16 protein-coding genes and 1 pseudogene are annotated in these 17213 nt (G+C 72.4%); 2 read left to right on the forward strand and 15 right to left on the reverse strand.

Annotated elements, in window-relative coordinates:
* Positions 1-12: 12 nt before the first annotated feature.
* The 3 genes from tsaD to tsaB are packed head-to-tail and all read right to left on the reverse strand — an operon-like array spanning position 13 to position 2271.
* Positions 13-1089, reverse strand: coding sequence for a tRNA (adenosine(37)-N6)-threonylcarbamoyltransferase complex transferase subunit TsaD (gene tsaD / locus ABIA32_RS07090; protein WP_370093002.1), 1077 nt, complete (start codon positions 1087-1089; stop codon positions 13-15).
* Positions 1079-1600, reverse strand: a complete 522-nt coding sequence (gene rimI / locus ABIA32_RS07095; RefSeq protein ID WP_370093003.1) for a ribosomal protein S18-alanine N-acetyltransferase — start codon at positions 1598-1600, stop codon at positions 1079-1081. Before rimI ends, tsaD begins: the two co-directional genes overlap by 11 nt.
* Positions 1597-2271: a tRNA (adenosine(37)-N6)-threonylcarbamoyltransferase complex dimerization subunit type 1 TsaB gene (gene tsaB / locus ABIA32_RS07100; protein ID WP_370093004.1), complete on the reverse strand. Its 675-nt coding sequence runs from the start codon at positions 2269-2271 to the stop codon at positions 1597-1599. Before tsaB ends, rimI begins: the two co-directional genes overlap by 4 nt.
* Before the next feature lie 195 nt (positions 2272-2466).
* On the opposite strand from tsaB, the gene ABIA32_RS07105 reads away from it, so the two are divergent.
* Positions 2467-3036: a hypothetical protein gene (locus ABIA32_RS07105; protein WP_370093005.1), complete on the forward strand. Its 570-nt coding sequence runs from the start codon at positions 2467-2469 to the stop codon at positions 3034-3036.
* A gap of 91 nt (positions 3037-3127) precedes the next feature.
* Here the strand turns inward: ABIA32_RS07105 and ABIA32_RS07110 are convergent, their stop codons facing one another.
* From ABIA32_RS07110 to ABIA32_RS07160, 11 genes and pseudogenes are all read right to left on the reverse strand, one after another.
* The gene (locus ABIA32_RS07110; protein WP_370093006.1) at positions 3128-5092 is read right to left on the reverse strand and encodes a protease pro-enzyme activation domain-containing protein; all 1965 of its coding nucleotides are present in this window, start codon (positions 5090-5092) and stop codon (positions 3128-3130) included.
* A gap of 221 nt (positions 5093-5313) precedes the next feature.
* A complete protein-coding gene (locus ABIA32_RS07115) occupies positions 5314-5517 on the reverse strand; it encodes a hypothetical protein (protein ID WP_370093007.1) in 204 nt (67 codons plus the stop codon).
* A 91-nt stretch (positions 5518-5608) separates the two neighbouring features.
* Entirely contained in the window at positions 5609-6142 is a 534-nt protein-coding gene (tsaE, locus tag ABIA32_RS07120) for a tRNA (adenosine(37)-N6)-threonylcarbamoyltransferase complex ATPase subunit type 1 TsaE (protein WP_370093008.1), read from the reverse strand.
* A 65-nt stretch (positions 6143-6207) separates the two neighbouring features.
* Positions 6208-7611 carry an alpha/beta fold hydrolase gene (locus ABIA32_RS07125; RefSeq protein ID WP_370093009.1) on the reverse strand — a complete coding sequence of 468 codons (1404 nt, stop codon included), beginning with the start codon at positions 7609-7611 and terminating at the stop codon, positions 6208-6210.
* Entirely contained in the window at positions 7611-8747 is a 1137-nt protein-coding gene (gene alr / locus ABIA32_RS07130) for an alanine racemase (RefSeq protein WP_370093010.1), read from the reverse strand. The genes ABIA32_RS07125 and alr overlap by 1 nt, the downstream gene beginning before the upstream one ends.
* Positions 8748-8842: 95 nt before the next feature.
* Positions 8843-9214: pseudogene (locus ABIA32_RS07135) on the reverse strand (L,D-transpeptidase); the annotation flags it as partial.
* Between the two features lie 206 nt (positions 9215-9420).
* Positions 9421-11055: an NAD(P)H-hydrate dehydratase gene (locus tag ABIA32_RS07140; protein ID WP_370093011.1), complete on the reverse strand. Its 1635-nt coding sequence runs from the start codon at positions 11053-11055 to the stop codon at positions 9421-9423.
* A gap of 32 nt (positions 11056-11087) precedes the next feature.
* A complete protein-coding gene (locus ABIA32_RS07145) occupies positions 11088-11456 on the reverse strand; it encodes a holo-ACP synthase (RefSeq protein ID WP_370093012.1) in 369 nt (122 codons plus the stop codon).
* A 70-nt stretch (positions 11457-11526) separates the two neighbouring features.
* Entirely contained in the window at positions 11527-13386 is a 1860-nt protein-coding gene (glmS, locus tag ABIA32_RS07150; protein WP_370093013.1) for a glutamine--fructose-6-phosphate transaminase (isomerizing), read from the reverse strand.
* Between the two features lie 358 nt (positions 13387-13744).
* A complete protein-coding gene (locus ABIA32_RS07155) occupies positions 13745-14506 on the reverse strand; it encodes an SDR family NAD(P)-dependent oxidoreductase (protein WP_370093014.1) in 762 nt (253 codons plus the stop codon).
* Positions 14507-14534: 28 nt separating this feature from the next.
* Positions 14535-15692: an acyl-CoA dehydrogenase family protein gene (locus tag ABIA32_RS07160; protein ID WP_370093015.1), complete on the reverse strand. Its 1158-nt coding sequence runs from the start codon at positions 15690-15692 to the stop codon at positions 14535-14537.
* An 81-nt stretch (positions 15693-15773) separates the two neighbouring features.
* Here ABIA32_RS07160 and ABIA32_RS07165 point away from each other — a divergent pair, with 81 nt between their 5' ends.
* A complete protein-coding gene (locus ABIA32_RS07165; protein WP_370093016.1) occupies positions 15774-16394 on the forward strand; it encodes a TetR/AcrR family transcriptional regulator in 621 nt (206 codons plus the stop codon).
* Between the two features lie 227 nt (positions 16395-16621).
* On the opposite strand, the gene ABIA32_RS07170 is transcribed toward ABIA32_RS07165, so the two are convergent.
* Positions 16622-17185 (reverse strand): TetR/AcrR family transcriptional regulator, encoded by a 564-nt coding sequence (locus ABIA32_RS07170; RefSeq protein WP_370093017.1) that lies wholly within the window; start codon positions 17183-17185, stop codon positions 16622-16624.
* Between the last annotated feature and the right edge of the window lie 28 nt (positions 17186-17213).

Raw genomic sequence — 17213 nt, forward strand, 5'->3', positions numbered from 1 at the left:
ACGTACTCAGACTTACTCAGACAAACGGTGCAACTCATCATGAGACGCAGGAACGTGCGTCTCGGTTACCGGCAGGGAGGAATCCGCGGAGAGATCGAACGCCGAGGGCGCGCGGTCGCGCCAGACCATCTCCGCGCCGAGCGCGGCGACCATCGCCCCATTGTCGGTGCAGAGCTTGGCGCGCGGCACACGCAGTGTGATGCCGGCCCGGTCGCAGCGCTCCTGAGCCATCGCGCGCAGGCGGGTGTTGGCGGCCACGCCGCCGCCGATCATCAGGTGGTCGACGCCCTCGTCCTTGCAGGCGCGGATCGCCTTCTTCGTCAGCACGTCCGTCACCGCCTCCTGGAACGACGCGGCGACGTCCCGGATCGGGACCTCCTCGCCGGCGCGGCGCTTGGCCTCGACCCAGCGGGAGACAGCGGTCTTGAGGCCGGAGAAGGAGAAGTCGTACGCCGGGTCCTTCGCGCCGGAGAGCCCGCGCGGGAAGGCGATGGCCTTCGGATCGCCCTCACGCGCGTAGCGGTCGATGACCGGGCCGCCGGGGAAGCCGAGGTTCAGCAGCCGGGCGACCTTGTCGAAGGCCTCCCCCGCCGCGTCGTCGATCGTCGCGCCGAGCGAGCGGACCTGGCTGGTGATGTCCTCGGTGAACAGCAGCGAGGAGTGCCCGCCGGAGACCAGCAGCGCCATCGTCGGCGAGGGCAGCCGACCGTGCTCCAACTGGTCGACGCAGATGTGCGAGGCGAGGTGGTTCACCCCGTAGAGCGGCTTGTCCAGCGCGTAGGCGTAAGCCTTCGCCGCGCTCACGCCGACCAGCAGCGCGCCGGCGAGACCGGGCCCTGCGGTGACGGCGATGCCGTCGAGGTCGCTCGCCTTGACCCCGGCCTCGTCCAGCGCGCGCTGGACGGTGGGGACCATGGCCTCCAGGTGCGCGCGGCTGGCGATCTCGGGCACGACGCCGCCGAAGCGGCCGTGTTCCTCGACGCTGGAGGCGACGGCGTCGGCGAGCAGCGTGGTGCCCCGGACGATCCCGACGCCGGTCTCGTCGCAGGAGGTCTCGATCCCGAGGACCAGCGGTTCGTCAGCGGCCATCGTCAGTCTTTCCTTCATCCTTCATCTGGCGGAGCATCACCAGGGCGTCGACACCGGACGGTTGGTAGTAGTTGCGGCGAATGCCGACCGGCTCGAAGCCGAAGCGGGCGTAGAGGCGCTGGGCCCGCTCGTTGTCGACGCGAACCTCCAGCAGCAGCTCGCCGCAGGAGGCGGCGGCGGCCTGGTCGATCAGGCGCTGGAGGAGCCGTGCGCCGAGCCCGGTTCCCCACTGGTCCCTGGCGACGGCGATCGTCTGCACGTCGCCTTCTCCGGCGATGGCCATCAGCCCGGCGTAACCGACGATCCGCCCCTCGGCGTCCTCGGCGACGGTGTACCACCGCGTGGCCCGCGCGTGCCGCGCGTCGGCGAGCTCGGACCAGAACATCCCGGCCGACCACGCATCTTCGGGAAACAGTTCCCGCTCCAACTCCAGCACGGCCTCGATGTCCCACCACCGCATCTCCCGCACCGCGGCTGCGCCGCCCGCCGAGGTCGGGTCGGAGGCCGTCATGCCGGGAGGACCGTCTTGTAGTTCTTCGGGACCTCCGCGTCAGGGCGGCGGAGATAGAGCGGGGTCGGGGGGAGGAGGGGGGCGCCGGAGGCGAGCGCGTCGGCCGCGTAGGCGGCGAGCGCGGCGGCGGACTGGTGGGCCGGGGCCTCGGGGAGTGCGTCGGGGAAGGTCTCCGGGTAGAGCAGCGCGCCCGCGCCGACCGAGGCGAGGCCGGAGACGCGGTCGGCGATCTCGGCGGGGCGGTCCACCGCAGGGCCCTCGACGCGGACGCCGTCCGCGTCGTACCTGGCCCAGTAGACCTCCTTGCGGCGCGCGTCCGTCGCCGCGACGAAGGGACCGGTCACGCCCGCGTCGCGGGCCGCGCGGGCGACGCCGTCGAGCGTGCAGACGCCGTGCACGGGGATGCCGAGCGCGTGGCCGAGCGCCGCGGCCGTGGCCAGACCGACGCGCAGCCCGGTGTAGGGGCCCGGGCCGACGCCGACGACGATCGCGCCGAGCTTCTCCTTCGGCGTGCCCGCCTCCCGCAGCACCGCGTCGAGGGTGGGGAGCAGCAGCTCACCGTGGCGCCGCGCGTCGACCTGATCGGCGGAGGCGAGCACCGTGCCGGTCTCCGTGTCGAGGACGGCGGCGGTGACGGCGGGGGTGGCGGTGTCGAAGGCAAGCAGAAGCACGCCCCCAGGTTAGTCGCCCGCCCCCACGCCCGCCCCCACCCCCGACGCCGCGCCCCGAGGCGCTGCCTGTGGCGGGTCGCGGCTGGCAGGATGAGAGGCTTGGTCCGGCTGCCGCGATTCGGATATGGACCAAGCGGAAGCAAGCGGAGCCAAGCGGCATCAACCGGAATCTAGTGGAACCAAGTGGAGGAGACCGTGGCGAAACTCGGGTCGGGCACGGTCGTCACCGCGCTGACCGCCGGCGCGCTCGCCCTGGTGGCGATGCTGGCCGTGCAGGCGAAGAGCTCCGCCTCCACCACCGTCGCGAGCGGGACCGGCGGCAAGACGCCCGCCGTGAGCGCGTCGAGCACGCCGGGCGCGGTGACGCCGGCCAAGCCGGTCACCGTCCCGAAGGACTCCGGCACCGGCAAGCGGGTCGTGTACTCCGTCGGGCAGAAGCGCGTCTGGCTCGTCGACCCCTCGCAGCCGGGACAGGTCCGGACCTTCACCGTCCAGCCGGGCACCGTCGATCCGGCTGCCGGGAGCTACGCCGTCTTCCGCACCCGGTCCGGCCCCTACCAGGGCTCCGACGGCAAGCAGATCAAGAACGCGGTGCTGTTCACCACCCGGAACGGCTCCATCATCGGGTTCAGCTCGGCCGTCGACGGCAGCACGCCCGTTCCCGACCCGAGCAAGCACACCGGCGGCATCCGCGAGACCGTCGCCGACGGCCAGGCGCTCTTCGACTTCGCGCCGTACAACACCAAGGTCGTCGTCGTGGCGTGAGTGGCGTGAGTGGCGTGAGTCACGTGGCTCACGTGAAATGAGATGCGCCCCCGCACCATCGGTGCGGGGGCGCATCTCATGATCGGTCAGATCAGTGGATCTGCCGCCAGGCGAAGGACTCGATGTAGTCCTCCGACGGGCTGCCGAGCCCAGTGACGTTGTCGTAGCCCTTCGTCGCCGCGAGCGACGAGTCCTGGCCGAGCGTGCGGAGCGAGGTGACCAGGCCGTTCGTCGCGTCGACGCCGTTCGCGAAGTCGACACGCGCCACCGCCAGGCCCACCTTCGGGCCGTAGGGGTGGTCGGTCACGTCGTGGAGCGTGTGCTGCCGGGCGTAGATCGCCGGGTTGGCGAAGCCGAGCGCGAAGCCCTGCTCCTGCTGCACCAGCGCCTGGATGCCCGCGAAGACCGGGGAGGCCAGGCTGGTGCCGCCGATGCGGTACTCGCTGTACTTCACCGTGCCGTTCGGGAAGGTCTGGGTCTGACCCACCAGGAAACCGGTGTTCGGGTCGGCGACCGCCGCGACGTCCGGCACGACGCGCTTCGCGCCGCCGCCGTTCGCGTTGGCCAGGGCCGAAGGAACGATGCCCTTCTGGTACCACGGCTGCGCGGTCCGCGCGCTGGTGCCGCCGCCCGCGCCACCGTGGAAGGCGCCCGGGAAACCGACCCAGCTCTTGCGGTCCTTGGAGAGCGCGGACTTGCCGGTGCCCCAGCCCGTCTCGAACATGTAGTTGTTGTTCTTGCCGACCGCCAGCGAGGTGCCGCCGACGCCCGTCGCCCAGGCCAGGGAGGCGGGCATGTCGCTCTGCTTCGTGCCGGTGTTGGCGAGCTCGTCGCCGTTGTCACCGCTGGAGAAGTAGAAGCCGATGCCCTCGACCGCGCCGCGCTCGAACACCAGGTTGTAGACCGCGTCGTTCGCCGGGTCGCTGCCGTTCTCCGGGGAGCCCCAGGAGTTGGTGACGATGGTCGCCAGGCGGTTGTCCACGACGCGGTTGAGCGAGTCGATGAGGTCCGCGTCCTGGCAGGAGGCCGCGCCGACGTAGGAGATGTTCGCCGCCGGGGCGATCGCGTGGACCGCCTCGACGTCGAGCGTCTGCTCGCCGTACCAGCCGGACGCGCCACAGCCGTTGGGGTTGGTCTGCGACGGGTCGGCCGTGTCGATCCAGGTCGCCGCGTCGTACTGCTTGAGCTGGCCCTTCTTGTACGCCGCGTCACCGTTGCGCTTGGCGTAGGTGGCGGCGTCGCCGGCGATGGTCGGCGAGTCGTACGCGTCGACGATGGCGACCGTCACGCCCTTGCCGGTCAGGCCGGTCGCGGTCGCGCCGTAGGCGGCGCGCAGCTGGTGACCGTTGTAGCCCTTGACGGTGTAGGACACCGTCTTGCCGTACGCCTTCGGCAGGGTCTTGGCCTCGGTCGAGCCGTAGTACGACGAGAACGGCCCGGCGTTGACGAAGGCCGCGCCCGGTCCGGGCAGCGTGTCGCCGTGCGTCATCTTGGTGGGCTTGGTGCTCAGCCCGGTCACCGTGAGCACGGCGTCCGCGACGTCGGCCGGCACGCTGAGCGCACCCGCCGGGGCGCGGTAGACCTGACCGGCGACCGCGTAGGAGCGCAGCTGGGTGCCGAAGGCACGCTGCGCGGCGGCGACGTCGCCGCTGACCGAGATGTAGTGCTGGTTGGCGCCGGTGATCCGAAGGCCGGCCTTGGCGAGCCACACCTTGACCCGCTCGATCTGGCCGGCCGTGGCGCCGAACTTGGCTTCCGCCTGCTGTGCCGTCAGGTAGTGGCCGTACTGCGCGTTCTGCGGGTTCGACACCTGCTGTGCGAAGGCGTCGAGACCGGCCTGGTCGCCCGCGAGATAGACGCGAGCGTTGACCGCGCTGCTCGGGGCGGCCTGCCCCTTGTCCGCAGCGGCTGCGGCCCACGCCGGCTTTCCGCCGGCGATGGCGTGCCGCGCGGACGTGGCACTTGCGGGCGCCCCCGCCGCGACGGCGGCGGCCAGCATCGGCAGGGTTGCTGCCAATGCGATGCCGATACGCCGATTCGTTCCCCTGCTGTGCATCAAACGCCCTCCCCGGGCCGTTGACTGTGGGCCTAGCGTTTCCCCTGTGATGTGGGGGCAAGGAAAAGGGAACCGGGGAATGAAGCTTCGGTCAAGAGTGCGAGCCCGGTGTGTTACTGACCTGAGTGGTGACAGCACAAAGTTTTAACAACCGGAAACATTTGGACAGCCTGATATCGCGTCAGGCGAATATCCCCGCACCGCGCGTAGATGGCCTTCGACTACTCGTCCGCAGCCGTGCCGCCGGCCGGCCCGCCGGCTTCGGGCGGCAGGCAGACCGCCGCGACGGACGCGGTGCAGGCGAGAACCCGGGCCGCGCTCACCTCGGGCACGCGGACATCAGCGGTCCGCTGAGCGGCGTCACGGGCGGCGTCTCGCGCGGCGGCGCGCAGCTCTTCGCGGACGGGCGGGGTGGTGCCGGGCATGCGGTCTCCCGGGGGTCGGCGCTGGCTGATCCCATCTTCCCGACACCGCGTCGGAATAACAACAGCTGCCCGCCACCAGGGTCAACCGAGGTCAGGCGCGGGCGACCGCCAGCGCGGACAGCTCGACCCCGGCCCAGCGCGGGCCGAGACCGTTGAGGGTGACGGAGCGCTCGTCCGGGATGTCCGGGTTCAGGTCCTGTTCCAGCGAGAGCTCGGCGTCCCCGCCCATGGCCCGCTCGATCCTGACCTCCAGTCGGGACTCGGAGAGGTCCTCGACCTTGCCCTCGCCCCACTCCACGACCACCACCGAATCCGGGAGGCTGACATCCAGGTCGAGATCCTCCATCTGGTCGAGCCCCCCGCCGAGGCGGTATGCGTCCACATGCACCAGGGCCGGGCCGCCGACCAGGGAGGGGTGCACCCTGGCGATGACGAAGGTGGGCGAGGTCACCGCGCCGCGCACCCCCAGGCCCTCGCCCAGACCACGGGTCAGCGTCGTCTTGCCCGCGCCGAGCTCGCCGGAGAGCAGCACGAGGTCTCCGGGGCGCAGCACCGTGGCCAGGGTCCGGCCCAGCTCCTGCATCGCGGCCGGGTCCGGAACGGTGAGGGTGGCGACGTTGCCCATGGTGGTGCGGGTCCTTCCGTGCTGCGATCGGGCTGCGATCGGTCTCTACGGTCTACGGTCTGCGGTCAGGCACGCTGCGCGAGGTCGTGCACGTGCTGGGGCAGCGGCGCACCGCAGTGCGCGGCCGCGCGTTCGAGCAGGTCGGCGAGGCGGGCGTCGACCAGCCCCGGGCGTTCGAGCATCAGCAGATGGCCGGTGTCGGGCACTATCTCCAGCTCGGCGTCCGGGAGTTGGGCGGCGATGGCCTCACTGTGCGAGGGCGGCGTGAGCAGGTCCTGCTGGCCTGCCATCACCAGGGTCGGGATGTCGCGGAGGACCGCGAGCGCTGCGGTCTTCTCGTGGGCGGCGAAGACCGGGAAGAACTCGGCGACGACGTCGACCGGCGTCGATTCCAGCAGCTGCTGCGCGAAGCGGGCGAGGGCGGGGTCGATGTCTTCGGAGCCGAAGGAGAACCGATGGTAGATGGCCGAGGTCAGCTCGCTGCTGAGGCGCCGGCCGCGCTCGACGAGTCCGGCCTGACGGCCGAGCGCCTTGATGACGCCGGGACCGACCCGGTGGAACATCTTCGCGCCGACGCCGGGCAGCCCGAGGGTGACGCCGCGCCAGCTCCCGGACGTGGTGCCGAGGAAGGCGACCCCGGCGACCCGTTCGGCGAACAGCTCGGGCCGCTGGTCGGCGAGGGCCATGATGGTCATGCCGCCCATGGAGTGGCCGACCAGCACAAGCGGGCCGGTGGGCGCGACGGCGTCGATGACCGCGCCCAGGTCCCCGCCGAGTTGGTCGATGGAGGCGGGCTCACCGGCGAGGAAGCTGCGGCTCCGCTCGGACCGGCCGTGGCTGCGCTGGTCCCAGAAGACGAGCCGCAGGCCGTCGCGGAAGGCCTCGCGCTGGAAGTGCCAGCTGTCCTGGTTCAGGCAGTACCCGTGCGCGAACACGACGGTCAGCGGCGGCGTCGGCGGCATCCCGAGCCAGCTCCCCACCCCCGACAGCACCCCGCCGAGCGGCCCCGGCTGCGGCTCGGCGGAGGCGCCGCGCTTGCGGCCCAGCCAGCTGCGGCGGAAGGAGCGGGAGGGTGCCTGCTCCGCGGGAGATTCCGCCGCGGCGGCGGCCGCGTCTGCGGCCTCGCCCGCCACCGCTGCCTCCGCGCCGGCCCAGCCGGAGCCGTCCAGTTCGACGTAGAGGTCGGTGCCGTCGGGGGCGGGGACGTGGAGGGGGGTGCCGCGCAGGGAGCCGAAGGAAGCGGCGGCGTCGAGTTCGGCCTCGGCGCGGCGACGCATGTCACGGCCGACGGTGAGGCGTTCCAGCGCGACGCCGGCGACCGCGCCTGCGGCGACGACGCCGAGGGAGACTCCGACGATGCCCGCGCGACGCCAGCGGCCCGCCGCGACGTCGCCGACGACGGCGCCCGCCGCGTCCCTCACCTGACGGACGACGTCCCCGCCGGATCCGCCGCCGCTCTCGCCGGCCATCAGTCGTCGCCGCCCAGGTAGCGGCGCGGCACCCTGGCCCCGATGCGGGTGACGATCTCGTACGAGATGGTGCCCGCCGCGCGCGCCCAGTCCTCGGCCGTGGGCTCGCCGCGCTCGCCGCTGCCGAAGAGCACCGCGACGTCCCCGACCTCGGCCGCGTCGCCGCCCAGGTCCACCACGAACTGGTCCATCGCGACCCGCCCGGCGACCGTGCGCCACTTGTCGGCCAGCCAGACCGGCCCGGCGCCGCTCGCGTGGCGCGGGATGCCGTCCGCGTAGCCGAGCGGCACCAGCGCGAGCGTGGTCTCGCCGGGCGTGACGTAGGTGTGCCCGTAGCTGACGCCGTGCCCGCCCGGGACCTGCTTGACCTGCGCGATCCGCGCCACCAGCGACATCACCGGCCGCAGGCCGAAGTCCGCCGGGCTGCCGATCTCGGGCACGGGCGACAGCCCGTACTGCGCGAGGCCGGCCCGGACCAGGTCGAAGTGGGATTCGGGCAGCGTCAGCGTCGCGGGCGAGTTGGCGATGTGCCGGACCTCCGGGCGCAGCCCGGCCGCCTCGGCGACGGCCAGCGCCTCGCGGTACGCGGTGAGCTGCGCGGCGATGGAGGGATGCCCCGGCTCGTCCGCGCAGGCGAAGTGCGACCAGACTCCGGTGACGCTGATCAGGCCCTCCGCCTCGGCGGCGCGCGCGGCGGCGACCAGCGCGGACCATTCGGCGGGCTGCGCGCCGTTCCGGCCGAGGCCGGTGTCGGCTTTGAGCTGCACGCGCGCGGGCCGCCCGACGGCGCGGACCGCGTCCAGCACGTGCGGCAGCGCCCAGAGCCCGCTCACGGAGATGTCGATGTCCGCCGCGACGGTCTCGCGCCACGGGCTGCCCGGCGTCCACAGCCAGCAGAGCATGCGCGCGTCCTGCGGGCCGATCCCGGCCGCGCGCAGCGCGAGCGCCTCCTCCGGTGTGGCGGTGCCGAGCCAGCCGGCACCGGCGGCCAGCGCCGCGCGGGCGCACGGGACCGCGCCGTGGCCGTAGGCATCCGCCTTGACCACGGACATGATTCCGGCCGACCCCACGCGGTCCCGCAGCGCGGCGATATTGCCGCGCAGCGCCGCCAGGTCGATCAGGGCTTCGGCTCGCATCGCAGTGTCCATCGGGTGACAGTCTCCCAGAAGCACGAGGGCGCCCGTCCCGAAGTGACGGGCGCCACAGTGGCGCGTTGCGGTGGTGCGGTGGATCAGGTGCCCGGCTTGCGGCCGAAGACGTCGACGGCGTTGCCGACCCGGAGCAGGTTCCAGACGGCGGCCGCGTCGTGCATGGTCATGTTGACGCAGCCGTGCGAGCCGGGCGGGGTGGACATCGGGATGCCCACGGCGTGCAGGGCCTGGCCCTTGTCGAAGAACTCCGCGTACGGCATGTACACGTGGTAGATCGACGAGACGTGGTACCGGTCTCGCCAGTAGATGTGGAAGAGCCCCGGCCGGGTGGCGTAGCCCTTGCGGCCGGTGCGGACGGTGACCGGGCCGTAGATCACCTTGCGGCCGTCCTGTATCCAGAGCTTCTGGTGCGTCAGGTCGACGCACGCCACCCGGCCGATGTTCGTCGGACAGGGTGACGTCGCCCTGGTCGCTGCGTCGGCCTGCCCGGCCCCGAGGGTGCCCACCCCGCCGAGCAGTGCCGCCGTCGCCATCGCAATCGCGGTGACGCGCGCCTTCAACTGCTTCAACTCGCCCCTGCTTTCCTGCTTGAGATGCTCAGCTGATTGTCGTGCCGATCTGAAGACATTGAAGTCCACGGATTGGTTGCACGGAACACTCAGATGTCACTCGAACGGTCGGCCGAGAGTGAGAGCCGCCAGGCCTCGGGAAGCGCGGCCGTGATCGCGGTGGCAGTGATCGGCGCTCCGCGGGAGGAGAGCCGTCCGGCGAGCCCGTGCAGGTACGCGGCGACGGAGCCGGCGTCGAGGGGGGCGAGTCCGGCAGCGAGCAGCGCGCCGGCGAGGCCGGCCAGGACGTCGCCGCTGCCTGCCGTGGCGAGCTGGGAGGTCCCGGTCGGGTTGACCCTGACCGGCCCTTGGGGGCCGGCGACGAGGGTGGTGGAGCCCTTGAGCAGCACGGTGCAGCCGTAGGCACGGGCAAGCTCACGGACGTAGCGCAGGCGCTCCCCCTCCACCTGCTCACGGCTCGCGGTGATCCCCACGCCCGCCAGCAGCGCGACGGCCTCACCGGCGTGCGGCGTCAGCAGCGCGTCGGCGGGCGCGGTGCCGCTCTGCGCGAGCAGACGCAGGCCGTCGGCGTCGACCAGCACCGGCGTCTCGGCGGCGAGCGCCTCCCGCACGGCCCGCTCCGCCTCCTGCCCCTGCGCGAGCCCCGGCCCGACCACCCACGCCTGCACCCTCCCGGCGTCAGCGGGCCCACCCTCCCCCACCAGCGCCTCGGGATGCGCCCGCACCACGTCCCCGACGGCAGCCCCGACATACCGCACCGCCCCGGCCCCACCCCTCAGCGCGGCCCCCACGGCGAGCACGGCCGCCCCGGGATACCGCGCCGACCCGGCCGCGATCCCGACGACCCCACGCCGGTACTTGTCACTCTCCGCCGCGGGCCGGGGCAGCAACGCCGCCACATCGGCGGCCTCCAACACCTCGACGCCATGCGCCGAGCGCAGCCGCCGCGCGGCGGGGGCGGAGCCCGAGGGCGAAGCCGAGGCCGGGCCGGACGGGGCGGCGGGGTGGAGGGCCGAACCTGTCCCGAATTCCTGGACAGGTTCCCGATCCGACGTCCTCGCCCCGCCCCTTGAGGCCGAAGTTGTCCCGAAATCCTGGACAACTTCCCCCTCTGCGCCCCGCAGGCCGATGTCGACGAGGTGGACGACGCCCGCGTGGGAGGCGCCCGGGTCGATGAAGAGGCCCGGTTTGTGGGTGCCGAAGGTGACCGTCACGTCTGCGTGGACCGCGCGGCCCGGGACGGCGCCAGTGTCGGGGTCGACGCCACTGGGGAGGTCCACCGCCACCATCGTCGCCGCGCCGCGTTCCGCCGCGTCGACCCAGGGCAGCGCCGCGTCACGCAGCGGCCCCCGGCCACCGATGCCGACGATGCCGTCGAGGACGAGGTCGGCCCCCTCCGCGTCGGCGAGGTCGTCCGTCACCCGCCCGCCGGCCGCCAGCAGGGCGCCCAGCGCGGCCGCATGGACGTGGTCCGGCGCGAGCAGCGCCGCGCGGACGCGGGCGCCGCGGCGGGCCAGGCGGGCGCCCGCGTAGAGCGTGTCGCCGCCGTTGTCGCCGCTGCCGGCCAGCACCAGCACGCGGCTGCCGTACACCCGCCCCAGCAGCGACGCGCAGGTCACCGCCAGCCCGGCCGCCGCCCGCTGCATCAGCGTGCCCTCCGGCAGACGGGCCATCAGCTCTCTCTCGGCCGCCCGCACCCAGTCCACGGCGTGTGCACAACGCATGGCTCAACCCGCTCCCGTCAGCCTTGGACTGCTCACCCCTCGGCGATCACCACCGCCGACGCTACGCCCGCGTCGTGGCTCAGCGAGAGATGCCACGACCGCACGCCCAGCCGCGCCGCGCACGCAGCCACCGTCCCGCGCACCGTCAGCACCGGCCGGCCGGACGGCTCCGTCTGCACCTCCGCGTCCGTCCAGGACAGCCCGCCCGGCGCGCCCAGCGCCTTGGCCACCGCCTCCTTCGCCGCGAAGCGCGCCGCGAGCGAGGCGATGCCGCGCCGCTCGCCGCTGGGCAGCATCAGCTCGTCCGCCGTGAAGAGCCGGTCCGCCATGCCGGGCGTGCGCCGCAGCGCCTCGTCGAAGCGGTCGATCTCCGCGACGTCGATGCCCACCCCGATGATCATTCAAGCTCCTGGGAAGTGAAGAGGCCCGGACGTCGACAAGACGTCCGGGCCCCACCCTGCCACCGATCGCTTACTCGACCGTCACCGACTTCGCCAGGTTGCGCGGCTGGTCCACCTCGTGGCCCTTCGCCGTGGCCAGCTCGCACGCGAACACCTGCAGCGGCACCGTCGCGACCAGCGGCTGCAGCAGCGTCGGGGTCTGCGGGATGCGGACCAGGTGGTCGGCGTAGGGAACGACCGCCTCGTCGCCCTCCTCCGCGATCACGATGGTCCTGGCGCCGCGCGCACGGATCTCCTGGATGTTGGAGACGATCTTGTCGTGCAGCACCGAGCGCCCGCGCGGCGAGGGGACGACCACGACGACTGGCAGCCCCTCCTCGATCAGCGCGATCGGACCGTGCTTCAGCTCGCCCGCCGCGAAGCCCTCGGCGTGCATGTAGGCGAGCTCCTTGAGCTTGAGCGCGCCCTCCAGGGCCACCGGATAGCCGACGTGCCGGCCCAGGAACAGCACCGACTTCGCGTCCGCCAGCGAGCGCGCGAGCTCGCGCACCGGCTCCATGGTCGTAAGCACCTGCTCGACCTGACGCGGCGCGTCGGCGAGCTGGCGGATCACCTCGAAGATCTCGTCGCCCCACTTGGTGCCGCGCACCTGACCCAGGTAGAGGGCGACCAGGTAGCAGGCGACCAGCTGGGTCAGGAACGCCTTGGTCGAGGCGACCGCGACCTCGGGGCCGGCGTGTGTGTAGAGCACGGCGTCCGACTCGCGCGGGATGGTCGAGCCGTTGGTGTTGCAGATCGCCAGGACCTTCGCGCCCTGCTCGCGCGCGTGACGCAGCGCCATCAGGGTGTCCATGGTCTCGCCCGACTGCGAGATGGCGATGACCAGCGTCTGCGCGTCCAGGATCGGGTCCCGGTAGCGGAACTCGGAGGCGACCTCGACCTCGCAGGGGATGCGGGTCCAGTGCTCGATCGCGTACTTCGCGATCAGCCCGGCGTGGAACGCGGTGCCGCAGGCGACGATGACGACCTTGTCGACCTCGCGCAGCACCGAATGGTCGATGCGCAGCTCGTCGAGCGTCAGCGAGCCGTTCGCGTCGATCCGGCCCAGCAGCGTGTTGGCGACGGCCTCCGGCTGCTCGGCGATCTCCTTGAGCATGAAGTAGTCGTAGCCGCCCTTCTCGGCGGCCGACGCGTCCCAGTCGACGTGGTACTCGCGGAACTCGCCGGGCTTGCCGTAGAAGTCGGTGACCGTGACGCCCTCACGCCGCAGCTCGACGACCTGGTCCTGCCCGAGCTCTATGGCCTCGCGCGTGTGCGCGATGAACGCGGCGACGTCGGAGGCGAGGAAGTTCTCGCCCTCGCCGCGCCCGACGACGAGTGGCGAGTTGCGCCGCGCGCCGACGACCACGTCCGGCGCGTCCGCGTGCACGGCGACCAGGGTGAACGCGCCGTCCAGCTGACGGCAGACGGCGCGCATGGCCTCGGCGAGGTCCACGGCTCCGCCCTGCGCGTCCACCGCTTCGCCGAGCAGGTGCGCGACGACCTCGGTGTCGGTCTCGGAGGCGAGCACGTGACCGCGCTCGGAGAGCTCCAGCCGCAGCCGGGCGAAGTTCTCGATGATCCCGTTGTGCACGACCGCGACCTTGCCCGCGCCGCCCACGTGGGGGTGCGCGTTGGCATCGGTCGGACCGCCGTGGGTGGCCCAACGGGTGTGACCGATCCCGACTGTGCCCTCAGCCAGGGGGGTCTCGGCCAGCAGCGCCTCGAGGTTGGCGAGCTTGCCTGCCTTCTTCGCGACCGCGAGGTCGCCTTCGGGGGTCTGAACGGCGACACCGGCCGAGTCATATCCCCGGTATTCCAGACGACGCAGCCCGGACAGCACAACGTCCAGGGCGGGCTGCGCGCCCACGTAACCAACAATTCCGCACATCGCCCCAGCTTAGAGCTCCGGCTCGGACACGTGCGCGAGGTGCAACCCTCGTCACACGTTTATAAGGTGCATATGGATCAGACCATATGAAAGAGGGCACAGCCTGAAGGCCGACCTCGTGCTGGCGAAGGTCCGCCACGACCAGTACCTGAAGTTCGTCTGGCCGCTGCTGGCCATCCTCTTCATCCTGATCTGCGCGTTCGTCGGCCTCGGCGCCACGATGAGCTAGTTCTGCGCAGCGGGCGAGTTGCAACACCTCAGGGGCGCGAGGAACTGCGCGACAAGCCACCCTGTGCGGGTGTGTCCCCGAACGCGCAGGGCCATCCGCACAGGGTGGTCTCTCGCGCCCCCAACGGCCCTACCGGGCCGTCATGCGGAGGGCACCGTCCATGCGGATGGTCTCGCCGTTGAGGTAGTCGTGCTCGGTGATCATCGTGACCAGGCGGGCGAACTCCTCCGGCCGGGCCAGCCGCTGCGGGAACGTGACGCTCGCGCCGAGCCCCGCGCGGACCTCGTCGCTGAAGCCCGCCATCATCGGGGTGTCCACGATCCCCGGCGCAACGGTCACCACGCGGATGCCGTACTGCGCCAGGTCCCGCGCGGCCGTGATGGTCATGCCCGCCACACCGGCCTTCGACGCCGCGTAAGCGATCTGCCCGACCTGGGCCTCGAACGCCGCGATGGACGCGGTGTTGACGATCAGTCCGCGCTGGCCGTTCGCGTCCGGCTCGTGCCGGGCGATCGCCTCGGCGGCCAGCCGCATCACGTTGAAGGTGCCGAGCAGGTTGACCTTGAGAACCGTGTGGAAGAGGTCCAGGTCGTGCGGGCCGCCACGGCCGAGCACGCGGGCGGAGGGGGCGATCCCCGCGCAGTTGACGGCCAGCCGCAGCTCCGCGCCGTCGTCGTCGATGCGGGCGAGCGCCTCGCGCACCGGCGCGTCCTCGGTGACGTCGGCGGCGAGCAGGGTGACGCCGTCCGGCTGGACCCCCGCCGCGGCCACGGCCTTGTCCAGGTCCAGGCCGTAGACGGTGGCGCCGCGCGCGGCGAGAGCCGCTGCCGTCGCCGCGCCCAGGCCTGACGCGGCACCGGTGACCAGCGCGGCGGATCCGGCGATGTCCATGGGTCTCCTCGAAGAGTGCTGTCGGATGTCAGTGGGCCAGCTGACGGCTGATCACCAGCCGCTGGATCTGATTGGTCCCCTCGAAGATCTGCATGATCTTCGCCTCGCGCATGTAGCGCTCGACCGGGAAGTCGCGGGTGTAGCCGTAGCCGCCCAGCACCTGAACGGCGTCCGTGGTGACCTTCATCGCGGCGTCCGTGGCGATCAGCTTGGCGACGCTGGCCTGACGGCTGAACGGGCGGCCGAGATCGCGGCGGCGGGCGGCGTCGAGGTAGGTGGCGCGGGCCGAGTCGACCGCGGCCGCCATGTCGGCGAGCAGAAAGCCGAGACCCTGGTGGTCGACGATCTTCCGGCCGAAGGTGGAGCGCTCGTTGGCGTAGGCGACCGCGGCGTCCAGCGCGGCCTGGGCGAGCCCGGTGGCGCAGGCCGCGATGCCCAGTCGGCCGCTGTCGAGGGCGCTGAACGCGATCTGCAGGCCCTGGCCCTCCGTGCCGATCAGGCGGTCCGCGTCGATCACCGCGCCGTCCCACATGGCCGAGGTGGTCGGGACCGCCTGGAGCCCCATCTTCTCCTCCGGCTTGCCGAAGCTCAGGCCCTCGACGGCGCCCGGGGCCAGGAAGCAGGAGATGCCGCGGCTTCCCGGAGCGGTCCGCGCGAAGAGGGCGTAGAAGTCGGCCTTGCCGCCGTGCGTGATCCACGCCTTGTTGCCGGTGATCCGGTAGCCGGTCAGCTCGCCGCCGGCGTCCGTGACCTGCTCCGCCTTGCAGGTCAGGGCCGCGGCGTCGGAGCCTGCCTGCGGCTCGGAGAGGCTGTAGCCGCCGATGAGCTCGCCGCCGAGCATGGCGGGCAGCCAGCGCTCCTTCTGCGCGTCGGTGCCGAAGGCGTTGACCGGGTGGCAGGCGAGGGTGTGCACGCTGGTGGCCACCGCGACGGCGGCCCACCTGCTCGCCAGCTCCTCCAGGACCTGCAGGTAGACCTCGTACGGCTGCTCGCCGCCGCCGAACTCCTCCGCGTAGGGGAGCCCCAGCAGGCCGGCCCGGCCGAGGGTGGCGAAGAGGCCCTCCGGATAGATCTCGCCGCGCTCGTGTTCATCGGCCTTGGGCGCGAGCTCCTTGTCGGCGAGCTCCCGGGTCAGCGCGATCAGGTCCTCCGCCTCCGAGGTGGGCAGCAGACGGTCAACGGGCATCGGGGCTCCCAAAGCGGTACTCAGAGCGGTACGTCAGTACCGAATAGCGTAGCGCCAAAGCCGCCCTGGGATAATGCCCAGGTGATCGAGACTTCCGACAAGGTCGGACCGAAGCAGACCGGCCGTGGCGCCGCCCGCCGGTCCGAGTTGTTCGAGTCCCTGGTGGCCCTGCTCACCCAAGAGGGTTTCGCCCACCTCACCCTCGACGACCTGGCCGCGCGGCTGCACTGCTCCAAGCGCACCCTCTACGGGCTCGCGGGCAGCAAGGAGCAGCTCGTCCGGGCCGTGGTGGTGCACTTCTTCCGGCACGCGACCGTGCGGGTGGAGGCGGCGCTCGCCGCCGAGACCGGCACCGCCGACCGGCTGGCCGCGTATCTGCGCGCCGTCGCGGCGGAGCTCGCCCCACTGTCGCCCCGGTTCTTCGAGGACGTGGCCGGGTTCGAGCCGGCGGCGGAGGTCTACTCGCGCAACACGCGGGCCGCCGCGCACCGGGTCGAGCAGCTGATCGAGGAGGGGGTGGCCGCCGGGGAGTTCCGCGACGTGCACATCGCCTTCGCGGCGGACGTCATCGCCTCGGTGATGGTCCGCATCCAGCAGCGCCAGGTCGCTGCCGCGACGGGCCTCGCCGACGCGGAGGCCTACGCCCACCTGGCGGAACTCCTGCTGCACGGCTTGAGCAGAGGGGAAGTTGCAGCACGCTAGGGGCGCGAGGCTCTGCTCGATTCACTGCGTGCGCGACAAGCCACCCTGCGAGGTAGAGCACCGAACGCGCAGGGCCATCCGCACGCCGGTGGTTTCTCGCGCACGCAGTTGATCGAACAGAGCCCCGCGCCCCTGGATGGTGCAACTGACGGTCCTTCGGAAAACGGCCACGTCGACATCCTCCGCGAACTCGCCGACGGGCACGGGCTCCTGACAGCGCGCGGCCGTCAGCCCCCTGCGGCGGGCCGACCCCAGGAGCGAAGCGCAGCGTCGAGCGCGGAGAGCGCCGCGTGCCAGGAGTCGTCGATCGGGCGCTCCGCGCGGAAGCCCCAGCTTGCCTCGAAGACCGCCCAGCCGTGGAACGTACTGCGCAGCAGCCGCGCCGCGTCGATCGCGGCCGCCTGGTTCAGGTCGTAGCCGCGGAAGAGCGCGGCGCACGCCGCGACGATCCCGGTCGCTCCCTCGGAGGGCACCGGCAACTGCGTGGCCGCGTAGCGGCCCGGGTGGGCGAGGGCGAAGCGCCGGTACGCGTCGCCGAAGGCGAACAGCGCGTCCTTGCCCGCGCGGCCGGCGATCGCGTCCGAGAGCAGCGCGGCGAACTCCCCCGCCGACAGCGCGGCGACCCGCTCGCGCAGCGCGGCCAGGCTGCGGACGTGCGCGTAGAGGCTCGCGTCGGCGACGCCGAAGCTCCGTGCCACCGCCGCGACGGTGATCTTCTCCAGTCCGACCTCGTCCGCGAGGTCCGCAGCCGCCCGTGTCACCCGGTCGGCGGTCAAGCCCGCCCGAGCCATCGCCGCCACCTCCAACCTAGTCTGCTAA

This window comes from Streptacidiphilus sp. MAP12-20, from assembly GCF_041262525.1.
In the GTDB taxonomy this organism is placed as follows: domain Bacteria; phylum Actinomycetota; class Actinomycetes; order Streptomycetales; family Streptomycetaceae; genus Streptacidiphilus.